We start from the raw sequence: 12441 nt of genomic DNA on the forward strand, positions 1-12441 counted from the left end.
CAATTATTGCATTTTTACAGTCACTCCATTATAAAACAAATATAGATACTTTTCTTTAACCTTAATACCTGTTATAGTCTCAAGTGCAGCACTATAGTAATCTATTTGTACTCTATATCGCTCTTTTATGGCATCTACTTTATCGTCCTTAACATAATCAGTCTTATAATCTAAAAGTACAATTCCATCATCTTCCTCAAAGTACAAATCAATTATACCTTGAACAATTATATCTTCATTTTCATATAAACTTTTTTCTAAATCATTATATATATCTGTACTTTTAAATCTAATCTGAAATGGAAACTCCTTATATACATTAAGTGCATTAGTAATTCTTTTTCCTATATCGCTATTCAAAAATGCAAGTATCTTTTTAGCACTTACAGTTTCCGCTTGTTTATCAGTTATTATTTCACTTAATACCATATTGTCAATTTGCATTTTTATATTTTCTATATTTATTTTACCACTATCAGAACAAAAATTTAAATGCTGCATTACAGAATGAAATACTGTACCCTTTTCTGCGGCTGTAAGTCCTCTAATTTCCTCCAGAAATTTCGGTTTTTTAGAAAGTGCTGGCATAAACATCCTTGTTCCATACTCATCATGTTCCAAGAATTGTCTTTTCAATTCTGTAACAGAAAGCAGTGAAGGAAGCTTAGATGCCTTCATATATTTATATTTGTAGCTAAGTCTTCTTTCTATTTCGCCGGAATGACTACTTTCATATGGAGAATTTCTGATTTTCTCAAGCTCACTATAAAACAAATCCATCTTATCTAAGCTTTCGCTTTCCTCTTTATGCCATAATTCTATGACTTCCTGTCTCTTTAAAAATGATATATCCCATTTGGATTCATCCTCAATTAACTTGCCATTTTCTGTTTCCTCACCTATAAGCTCTCTTAAAGTTGAAGCATCTTTATGCCTTATAATTGAAGTACATATCCAATCTAGATAGCTTTTTGCTTTGATTACTACATCCTCTGAAATTTTTTCACCACTGCTATTAATTGCACTTGCCCATTTTAAAGCAGCTTTTTCAATACTAGGCACTAGTCCAGTTATTATGAGTTTTTCTTTTGCTCTAGTAAAAGCAACATAAAGTATTCTCATTTCTTCCGATAATGTTTCCAATTTTATTTTATTTTTTATTGCTTCCTTCATAAGAGTCCCATATGAAACTCTTTTTTCCAAATCAACATAATCTGGGCCAAAACCAAGTTCATTATGAAAAAGTATAGCTTTATTCATATCCATTAAATTAAAATTCTTACCTGTACCAGATACAAACACTATAGGGAACTCAAGTCCCTTACTTTTGTGTATACTCATTATTCTAACAACATCTTCATTTTCTCCAAGTATCTTTGCGCTGCCCATATCACCGCTGCTTACTTTGATTTTATTTATAAAGTTTATAAAATTAAATAATCCCTTATAACTGGTTTCATTATAAATTTTAGCCTTTTGAAAAAGCAATCTCAAGTTTGCCTGCCTCTGCATTCCTCCTTTTACTGCTCCTACATATCCATAATACCCGGTTTCAGTATACAAATGCCATATAAATTCATCTATAGGCATATGCAGCGATTCTTTTCTCCACCTGTTTAGTTTCTCAATAAAGTAGAACATTTTTATACAAAGTTTGTTTTTATTTTCCTCACCGCATTTTTTCATGCCATTTTTAAACTTTTCATAAAAAGTATCTCCTTCAAAACACTTTATATCTATTAACTCTTCAACTGAAAATCCACCTATAGGTGACTTCAACACCGACGCAAATGGAATATCCTGCATTGGGTTATCTATCACTTGTAAAAAAGAAAGCATAGTTTTTATTTCTGAACTTTCAAAATAACCCGAATTTGAATCGGCAAATACAGGTATACCCATTTTTTTAAGTTCATCATAGAAAACCCCCGACCACTTTTTAGTTGAACGAAGAAGTATAACTATATCTTTATATTGGGCTTTTCTGTAGCCTTCACTTTCCTTATCAAATACATAAAAATTTTTATTTTCATCATCATTTTGCGTCATATCAAGTATTCTTTTTCCAACTACTCTAGCTTCAAGCATTATATCAGAAATATCTTCTTCCTCTTCTACTTCTGTTTCTTCTTTATTTTTTTCAACAACATAAAGTTCTATATTGTTATTTGTCCCTTCGCTTTCTGAATCTAAATCTTTATACTTAGCACCAGGATTTAAAAACTCCGAACTAGTATAATTCATTTCTCCTACAGTTAATGACATTATCTGCTTAAAGATAAAATTAACGCCATCTAGTATTTCCTTTCTGCTTCTAAAATTCTTATAAAGAAGTATCTTTCTGTTTTTAGCTTTTTCACCTTTTTCATAGGTATTATACTTTTCAAGGAACAATTTTGGATTTGCCTTTCTAAATCTATAAATGCTCTGTTTAACATCTCCAACCATGAATAGGTTAGGGTTATCTGTATACTTTCTTGATATTGTTCCCATTATTACTTCCTGTACAAGGTTACTGTCCTGATATTCATCTATTAATATTTCGTCATATTTTTCCCTTATTTCAAGAGCTGCCTTAGAAGGCTTTATATTATTTTCCTCATCTTTTTCAGTTAAAATTTCAAGGCACATATGCTCAAAATCATTAAAATCTATTATATTTTTTCTACTTTTATTTAATTTATATTTTTCATTAAACTCAATTACAAGCTCTCCAAGCGCCTTCATAAGTGGATATAGCTCATTCATTTCATTTTTTATTGAAATTTCGTTCTTTGATGTTATATTCACAGCTATATCACTTAGCTTTTTCTTTACGCTATCTCTTACATCTTTAACTAGTTTTTGTTTTTCCTTATTTACGTCTTTGCCGCATCTTTTTAAAGTTTTAAAAGAGACATCATTTAGAGCTTTATAAAGCTTATTGTAATCACTGCAGCTCATTATAATGTCATCAAGCATATCAGCATCCTCTTTATAGTTTTCAATATAGTTTTCAAGTGTTGGCTCATTTTCTATTATTCTTAGAGCATTAACGATTGATTCTTTCATTCCAATCAGTTGTATGTTTATACTATTAAGCAAAACTTTTGCCCATTCTGAATTTCCAAACTCAAAGTTTTCATCTATATTAAATTTTTCTACCATAGAATTAATCCATTCATATGGCCAAGGATTACTCATGGCAAAGTTGTACAAACTCATTACAGTTTCAAACAAGGCAGAATCATCTCTATTATTGCAATAACTTTCTAAAAGTCTTAAAAACGTTTGAATCTCCATTTTTTTGTACTTCTAAATACTTTTCTTCAAATAATGCATCAAGGGTTTCACTCTTCAAAAGAACCATTTCTGTTTCATCGCCAACTCTAAAGTCTGGATCTATGTCTATATAGTGAAAATTGTTTTTATTACATCCAAGCAAAAAGAGTGTATAGTCGTTATTTTCGCCTTATTTAAAAGTGCAAACTGTCTTTGAATTGTTTTAGAATTAGGATTTTTATAAAGTTTTTCTGATATTGCCTTTCCTATTCTTTCTCTCATTTCTGATGCCGCTGCATTTGTAAAAGTAACTACTAAAAGTCTATCTATATCAACAGGATTCTCTTCATCGGTTATAATCCTTATTATTCTTTCAACAAGCACAGCAGTTTTTCCCGAACCCGCAGCCGCTGCTACAAGCAGATTAGAGTCTCTTGAATTTATGGCTTCAAGCTGCTCATCTGTCCACATGTTCTTACTCATCTTCCTCCCCTCCTTTTTCATTTTCAATAAGCTTCCAAACCTCATCATCTTTTTTATCTTCTATATATCTGTAATTATTGTCTTCAAAATTCATATCAAATCTACAAATTGATGAATAAATGCAATATTCACAAGGAGTGTTTTCCTTCTTTTTGTAAGGATTTATTTTTATATTTCCATTTATAAGTTTATTGCAATTTTCCATTATTATATTTCTCACATGCCTCATTAAAAGATCAAATTGATTATCACTAATAGCTGAAGATTTTCCCAAATTTCCATCTTTCTTTATTGATGCCGGTATAATAACAGAATTCCCTTCCATTTCTTTATCCATTTCTTTTATTATATCTGGATCTGAAAGTAAAAGTCCTTTCATTTTAAAACTTTTTAGTATTTCTTCTCTTATTTCTTCATCTGTCATATTCTTTTTATCTTTTATAACAGGATTATCCATTTTTAAATAAAGTGCTCCTGCTGGAAATGTATTTTCTCCTTCATTTTCCATTATCGCATCAAGGTATAGTAAAAGCTGAATTTCAAGACCATAATATACATCGGATAACTTAAAAATCTTGTTTCCAGATTTATAATCTATAATTCTTATATAGGTTTTATCATCCTTTTCAAGCATATCTATCCTATCAATTCTGCCTGTCAAGACCACTTTCCTTCCATTTTCAATCTCAACTATTATAGGTGGATAATTACCTCCATTTTCAAAGGAAACCTCATAACCTACTGGTTCAAAATTCCCCCTTTTGAAATGCTCTGTAACTATTTCAGAAGTTTTTAATAAAACTTTTTTAATTCTCCCTGTAAAATAAGCATTCTTAGGAGAGCTGCTGAATATTGAATTAACATTATTACCTATTTCTTTATCAACAATATCAGTTATAAGCTTTTTTCTAATTCCTTCATCTATATCTTCCCACTTCATATTGCTTTTCTTTATTTCTATGCAGAATTCATCTATTACTTTGTGCATAAAAGATCCAATATCCGGCGCCGTCAAATTAAACAGCTTTCTTTCCTTAAGCTTCAATCCATATTGAACATAATATGCAAATGGACATGATATATATTTTTCAAACCTAGATACACTCATTTTAGGATCTGTTCCATAAAGTTTCTCTGCTTTTTCTCTACTTATAGAATCAACCTGATTTGTATAGAACATTCCAGAGAAAATATTTTCAGAAGTACTCGCCCATTTTTCATTTTTTGAATAGAATCTATACACATCCCTCCAAAGTTCGCTTTTATAGTTATCATCAATATTTTTTCTAAAAGCAGACACCATTTCATTAAAAGTTGGCACTTCAGAAGATATTAAATTCATATTTTTTTCATCGTCTTCATTTTCTAGAATATCGCTTTCCATATCTATTAATGAGAATAAAGTCTTTAGCCTATTTATCACCATAGATGGTCTTAGAGATTTCCCCTCAATATCTGCCATTGGGTAACTTACAATTAGATGATCTGAGCAATTAGTAAGTGTTGTATACACTAAAAATTGTTCTTCAAAAGCTCTTGTTTTTGTATCCTTTGCAAGTTCAACTCCTTTTTCTAAAAGTATACCTCTATCATTATCTGTAAGTATACCTTCTTCAATACCTGCTGACGGAAAAATCCCATCATTTACACCAACTATAAATAAATTTTTAATACAGTGGCTTTTTAAACGGCTCACACTTCCAACTATTACTTGATCCACTGAGGAAGGTATAAGTCCCATCTCATGTTCTTTAATACCCATTAGAAGTATCTTAGAAAACTTCTCAAGGTTTACCTTCTCGTCACCCATAACCTCCACAATTTGATCCATGAGTCCCATTATCACATTCCAAATTTGGCTGTAGATATTGGCAAGTACTTGCTTTCCTTCTTCTTTAAATTCATCTACAAGCCTTTCAACTTTTTCTGGTACATTTATTTCATATAGGAATTCAAATAAAGCACTGCATATTTCAGATGCAGTATTTTTTCTCATTATTTTCTCTCTAAATTTTTTAAACGGCTCAATTATCCTCTGTCTTATATCATTAACTCTAACTAGTTTTTCTTTATCCTCTTCTGAAATCTCTTCATTAAAACTATTGCCATAAATATTATAATCCCACTTACCTTCCAAAACCCATTTTTTTCTGCCTTTTATTCCTGCAGCGAGTACATAGTTTTCTATTAAATCTATATCCTCTGTTTCTATGTTTGAAAAACCAGATTTAAGATACCTAAATACAGCTTCATAAGACCAATTTTTAATAAATACCTCCATTATAGAATTTACTAAGACTACCAGATTATTATCTTCTATACTTCTTCTTTGATCTATAAAATATGGTATTCCATATTCCTTAAAAATAACTGAAATTATCTTCTCATAACTATCAAGATTGCCTGTAACCACAGCAATATCATTTAATCTGTAATTTTTGTCCCTACAAAGAGATATTATCTCTCTTGCAACACTTTCTAGTTCAGAAAAACTATTAGTTGAATTACATATCTTTATTTTAGTTGTTTTTTCTTTAAATATTTCATAAGGAAAAGCATATAAATTATTTTCAAGAAATGCTAGTTCTTTATTTTCCCTAAACCTATAAAACGGTTTTTCATTGAGAAATACAGGTTTTTCAAGTTTTATATTGTTTTCAGAAGCTATTTTAATTATTCTATTTTCTGTAGCTTCCGTTATTAAAAAAACATCCGATCCCGTGAACTTTTTTTCTCCATCCATGCATAAAGTAATATTCACCCTTGAGCACTTTTTTACAAGTTTTTCTATTATGCTATATTGCTGCACCGTAAAACTGGAAAATTCATCTATCCATACTTCACCCCCATTAAAGGCATTCGTGTAATCAATCTTTTCTTTTAGTAGAGTGAGATCATCATCTGGATCTATGTAATTTTTTTGTATAAGGTTATCGAACTCTTTGTAAATAAAGCTTAAATCATAAAGCTTATTTTTAAGCTCTGTATTGTCTATTTTATTTAATGCATCAATTAATATATCTGGAGTAACTTCATATTTTTTAAATTCACTTATACTTTCTGAGACAGTATCTACAAAGCCTTGCTTTCGAGCCGCTGCACTAAATGTTTTGAGTTCATCTTTATGCTCATCCATTATATGATATATAAGCATGTTTCTTCCTGCAGGGTCTAAGTGCTTTCTAGTTACTCCCCCAACTTCATTAAATACTTTATACGCTAATCTTTTAAAGCTAAGTACCTTTACTCTAAGAGCTGCTCTTTCACCTATAACATTCAATATATTTTTTCAGATTGAAATGAGAATTGTTCCGGTACAATGAAAATAAGAGGCTTATCGCTCCATCATTTACTCTCTTATTTATACTTTCTATACAAAATTGGCTTTTTCCGCTGCCGGCTCTTCCATAGATAAATCTCAAGCTCATGAGCAACACACCCCTTATCAGTTCACAATGCACAATTCACAGTTCACAATGAAGGATGATTTTCTTCCGTTTCACTACAGAAAATCTAAAACTTATAACTAACACGAAATTGAGATAAAGCCCTATTAGTTCGTTCAGCCAGCTGAACATCACATTGTGTTTTTATATAATTTTAGATTTATCTGACGAGAGGAAGATAAATCATCCTTCATTGTGCATCGTGAAATGTGAATTGTGCATTATTTTTTACTTGTATATTGGAAATTTATTACAAAGTTCTGTAACTTTGCTTCTTAAATCACTTAAATCCTTATCTCTATTATCAATAGCATAATTTATAAAATAAGCTATCTGCTTCATTTCTTCTTCTTTAAATCCTCTTGTTGTAACAGCTGGGGTTCCTATTCTTATCCCACTTGTTATAAAAGGACTCTTTGTTTCAAAAGGTATTGTATTTTTATTTGCAGTAATTCCTATAGAATCAAGAAGATGTTCTGCATCTTTTCCTGTAATATCTTTATTAGTTAAATCTACAAGTATAAGATGATTGTCTGTACCTCCTGAAACTAATCTGAAACCATATTTTTTAAGTTCATCAGAAAGCACTTTAGCATTCTTAACTATTTGATTTGAATAATCTTTAAAATCATCTTTTAAAGCTTCACCAAAACATACTGCTTTAGCTGCAATTATATGCATTAAAGGTCCTCCCTGCATTCCTGGGAAGATAGTCTTATCTATAGCTTTAGCATACTTTTCCTTACAAAGTATTGCTCCGCCTCTAGGTCCTCTTAAAGTCTTATGTGTAGTTGTTGTAACAAAATCTGCATATGGAACTGGTGATGGATGAAGTCCTGCTGCTACAAGTCCAGCAATATGAGCCATGTCGACCATTAAATAAGCTCCTACTTCATCACATACTTCTCTAAATTTGGCAAAATCAATAGTTCTTGGATATGCACTTGCTCCCGCAACTATAATCTTTGGTTTGCATTCAAGTGCTTTTTTTCTCAATTCTTCATAATCAATTTGTTCTGTTTCCTTACTAACCCCATATGATACAACATTAAAAAGTTTTCCAGAAAAATTAACAGGACTTCCATGTGTTAAATGACCACCGTGACTCAAGTCCATTCCCATTATTGTATCTCCTGGCTGAAGAACAGCGAAATAAACCCCCATATTTGCTTGTGAACCTGAATGAGGTTGAACATTAACGTGTTCTGCACCAAAAAGCTTTTTAAGTCTATCCTTTGCAAGATCTTCAACCTTATCTACAACATAGCATCCGCCATAATATCTTTTTCCTGGATACCCTTCAGCATACTTGTTTGTTAAAAATGATCCCATAGCTTCCATAACTGCTTTACTTGTAAAGTTTTCAGATGCTATAAGTTCTATATTATTCTCTTGTCTTTCATGTTCTTCATTTATTATTGAATAAACTTCAGAATCTCCATTTTTTATACTTTCAAAATCCATTTTGTAGGCCCCCTGGTTCTATTAATTTTAATGATTAAATATAACTTTAATTATGTGTAAATTATATAACAAAATATTATGGAATTCAAATAAAAGTTTATGTTATAATGGTTTCTGTATTTGTCTTTAGAAAGGTATGAATATTTATGCAAGAAAACAAAGTTTTAAACCTAGCAGCACATGCTGGTAAAATAATACTTGAAAATGGGGCTGAAACCTACAGAGTTGAAGAAACCATGGTGAAAATTTGTACAGCCTTTGATATAAAGGATGCTGATAGTTTTGTAACCCCTACAGGTATAATGCTTTCCATTACATGTAACAATGGTGAAATAGTCTCTGCTGTAAGACGAGTTCAAAGCAGAACTGTAAATTTAGAAAAAATATCAAAAATAAATAATTTATCTAGAACAATACAAAAAAGCAGATTATCTATAGATGACGTTGAAAAAGAGTTAAAAGTAATTGAAAGTGATAAGAGTTATTCAAATCTTACAATGATTTTTTTTGCTGGCATAGGCGCAGCTTTTTTCACTCTTATTTTTGGCGGAGGTTTGACTGATTTTTTGTGTCATTAATTATAGGTTTTTTAATAAAATATGTTTCAATTGTTTTTTCAAAAATAAATCTAAACGATTTTTTCGTTAACATTATAGGCGGCTCTATTTCAGCTCTCACAGCCTTAATTTTTTATAAGTTAGGAGTAATACATTCCGTTGACAAAAGCATAATAGGTTCTATAATGCTTTTAGTTCCTGGACTTGCTATTACAAATGCCGTTAGGGATACTATAGCTGGAGACCTTGTATCTGGAGTTACACGTGGTCTTGAGGCATTTCTCACTGCTGTCGGAATTGCTGTCGGTACTGGTATTGTATTTAAAATTTGGATTGCTTTCTTTGGAGGAATAAACATATGATATTGAATTCTATTTATGCAACTATGGCATCCTTTGCTTTTGCCGTATTGTATCACATAAAAGGTAAGGCCATGATTTTTTCAGCTATAGGTGGTGGTTTGGGATGGTTTGTATATCTTATATCAATTCATTACAACAACTCTGTAACTGTATCTTTATTTGCTGCATCTATAACTGTCTCTATATATTCAGAGGCAATGGCTAGAATACTTAAGAAACCAGTTACTGTTTTTATATTATGTGGAATAATACCTTTAGTACCTGGAAATGGAATGTACTACACAATGTATGAAACCATAAGTGGTAATCTTACAAAGGCAGCTCACTGGGGATTTCAGACCTTTATGTATGCTGGCTCCATAGCTGTTGCCATAGTCTTTGTTTCATCGATAACAAAAATTAATAAAATTAAGAAAGGTATTACTAAAAAGATAGTAATTTATTTTACAAACATCATAAGAGTAGAAATAAGGTCATCGACCTTTTTTTCTCTATCATCATCTTCAATAAGGCATATATTATCGTATGACACACAATTTTTAGCATAGCTTTTAAGCATAAGTCCACCTATTTTATTTACTGCTGCTCTAACAGCTGCAATTTGTACAACTACATCTTTGCAAGAGGCTCCATTTTCAATCATCTTCTCTATACCTTTTACTTGCCCCTCAATTTTTCTAAGCCTTATTATTAAATCCCTTTTATTTTTTTCTTCTTTACTTTCCAAAAAATTCACTCTCCAAAAATATTATTTATAAAATCAGTGCACAATGCACAGTAGCTGAACATCATTAAGTTTTAAGATTTATCTGACGTAGGAAAGATAAATCATCCTTAACTGTGAACTGTGCATTGTGCACTAAAAAAATATTACTTATAAAACTTTAATAATAACAATCTAAAACTTCTACTGCTTTTCTTCTTCTTTAGTTATGTTGATTCCAAGTTCGCAAAGCTGTTTTTCGTCTACTACATTTGGTGCTTCAGTTAATGGGCAATATGCATTTTGATTTTTAGGGAAGGTTATTACATCCTTTATATTTTCAGTTCCAGCAAGGAACATTATCATTCTATCAAAGCCATATGCTAAACCTGCGTGTGGTGGTGGTCCAAACTTAAAGGCCTCAAGAAGGAATCCAAATCTTTCCCATGCACTTTCTTTTGTAAATCCAAGGACTTTAAACATTCTTTCTTGAAGTGCCGTATCATGTATTCTTACACTTCCTCCTCCAAGCTCTTCTCCATTTAAAACTATATCGTAAGCCTTAGCTCTAACTCTTCCAGGATCACTTTCAAGATATTGAATATCTTCATCCATAGGCATAGTGAATGGATGATGCTCAGCCTGAAATCTTCCCTCTTCTTCATTATAAGATAACAATGGGAATTCTGTAACCCATACAAATCTAAATTCTTTGTTATCCTTTAAAAGATCAAGTTCTTTGCACATATGAAGTCTAAGTGCACCTAAAGCTTGAAGAACTACAGAATCTTTATCTGCAACAATTAAGATTAAATCTCCAACTTTAGCGTCTATTGATTTCAATATAGCATTTAATTCATCTTCCTTTAGAAATTTTGCTATAGGTGATTTTATTTCATCTTCTTTATAAGCTATCCATGCAAGCCCCTTTGCCTTATAAGTCTTTACAAATTCGCCAAGCCTATCTATCTGCTTTCTGCCCATTCCAGCAGAGTTTGGAACTTTAATAGCTCTAACACTTCCACCTACTTCTATTGCAGATTTAAATACTTTAAAATCAGAACTTTCAATAGCTTTTGTTATATCATTTATTTCCATGCCAAACCTTAAATCTGGTTTATCTGAGCCATACTTTTCCATAGCAACTTTCCATGGCATTCTTTCTATTGGAAGCTTAACATCAACTCCTGCAACCTCTTTGAATACCCTTTTTATAAGTTCTTCATTTACTGCAATTACATCATCTTCCTCAACAAAGGAAAGTTCCATATCAACTTGAGTAAATTCTGGCTGTCTATTTGCTCTTAGATCTTCATCTCTGAAACATTTTACTATTTGAAAATATTTATCGTATCCAGATACCATTAAAAGCTGCTTAAATAACTGTGGAGATTGAGGAAGTGCATAAAACTTTCCTGGAAAATTTCTACTTGGAACTAAATAATCTCTTGCTCCTTCAGGTGTGCTTTTAGTAAGCATAGGTGTTTCCATTTCTAAGAATCCTTTTTCATCAAGGAACTCTCTAATTACTTTGGCAGTTTTATGTCTTATTTTAAATATCCTCTGCATATCTGGTCTTCTAAGATCAAGATATCTGTATTTAAGTCTTATACTTTCAGCAGCATCTAAGTCTTCTTTTATGTATATTGGTGGAGTTTCACTTTCAGATAATATTTTTACGTTTTCTCCTTGAAGTTCTACCATACCTGTTGGCATGTTTTCATTTGGTGATTCTCTTTTAACAATTTTACCTGTAACAGCAATGCAGTATTCACTTTTAACAAGGTCTGCTTTTTTAAAAGCTTCACTATTAATTTCTTCTCCAAATACAACTTGAAGTATTCCTTCTCTATCCCTTAAATCAACAAAAACAAGCCCTCCGAGATTTCTCTTTCTTTGAACCCATCCCATAACAGTCTCTACATTTCCAATATGGCTTTCTCTAAGATCACCGCACATGGTAGTTCTCTTTAGTCCTCTTAAAGATTCTCCCATTTATTATTCCTCCTAAAAATTTAGTTATTTAGGCATCTGAAATAAAATAACAATTCCATATTGCGAAATAATTTTGTGTAATACGAGGAAACTGGTTCCGTTAATACTAAGTAGTCTTAGCGGATTCAGTTGACGAAATATTACGCAAAATTAGCCGCTAGATGGACTTG

General features: G+C 31.3%; 4 protein-coding genes and 3 pseudogenes. 2 read left to right on the top strand and 5 right to left on the bottom strand.

Annotated elements, in window-relative coordinates; translation table 11 throughout:
- Positions 1-3 precede the first annotated feature (3 nt).
- From addA to glyA, 3 genes and pseudogenes are all read right to left on the bottom strand, one after another.
- Positions 4-3744, bottom strand: a pseudogene (addA, locus tag AGR56_RS02585) (helicase-exonuclease AddAB subunit AddA).
- Positions 3737-7172, bottom strand: a pseudogene (gene addB, locus AGR56_RS02590) (helicase-exonuclease AddAB subunit AddB). Before addB ends, addA begins: the two co-directional pseudogenes overlap by 8 nt.
- A 246-nt stretch (positions 7173-7418) precedes the next feature.
- On the bottom strand, positions 7419-8654 hold the full coding sequence (gene glyA, locus AGR56_RS02595; RefSeq protein WP_053241024.1) for a serine hydroxymethyltransferase: 1236 nt from the start codon (positions 8652-8654) through the stop codon (positions 7419-7421).
- 146 nt (positions 8655-8800) lie between these two features.
- Here glyA and AGR56_RS02600 point away from each other — a divergent pair.
- Positions 8801-9573 (top strand): annotated as a pseudogene (locus AGR56_RS02600) (threonine/serine exporter family protein).
- Positions 9570-10121: a threonine/serine exporter family protein gene (locus AGR56_RS02605; RefSeq protein ID WP_053241025.1), complete on the top strand. Its 552-nt coding sequence runs from the start codon at positions 9570-9572 to the stop codon at positions 10119-10121. The pseudogene AGR56_RS02600 and the gene AGR56_RS02605 overlap by 4 nt, the downstream one beginning before the upstream one ends.
- Here the strand turns inward: AGR56_RS02605 and AGR56_RS02610 are convergent.
- Positions 10013-10300 (bottom strand): metal-sensitive transcriptional regulator, encoded by a 288-nt coding sequence (locus AGR56_RS02610; RefSeq protein WP_053241026.1) that lies wholly within the window; start codon positions 10298-10300, stop codon positions 10013-10015. The two genes, AGR56_RS02605 and AGR56_RS02610, sit on opposite strands and share 109 nt — an antisense overlap.
- 180 nt (positions 10301-10480) lie before the next feature.
- Positions 10481-12271, bottom strand: a complete 1791-nt coding sequence (gene aspS / locus AGR56_RS02615; protein WP_053241027.1) for an aspartate--tRNA ligase — start codon at positions 12269-12271, stop codon at positions 10481-10483.
- Positions 12272-12441: the final 170 nt, after the last annotated feature.

This window comes from Clostridium sp. DMHC 10 (assembly GCF_001270375.1).
Classification (GTDB): Bacteria; Bacillota; Clostridia; order Clostridiales; family Clostridiaceae; genus Clostridium_S; species Clostridium_S guangxiense.

Excerpts from the sequence above, each read along its gene's own strand:
- glyA (WP_053241024.1), bottom strand. The coding sequence starts at position 8,654 with ATGGATTTTGAAAGTATAAAAAATGGAGATTCTGAAGTTTATTCAATA.
- AGR56_RS02605 (WP_053241025.1), top strand. The coding sequence starts at position 9,570 with ATGATATTGAATTCTATTTATGCAACTATGGCATCCTTTGCTTTTGCC.
- aspS (WP_053241027.1), bottom strand. The coding sequence starts at position 12,271 with ATGGGAGAATCTTTAAGAGGACTAAAGAGAACTACCATGTGCGGTGAT.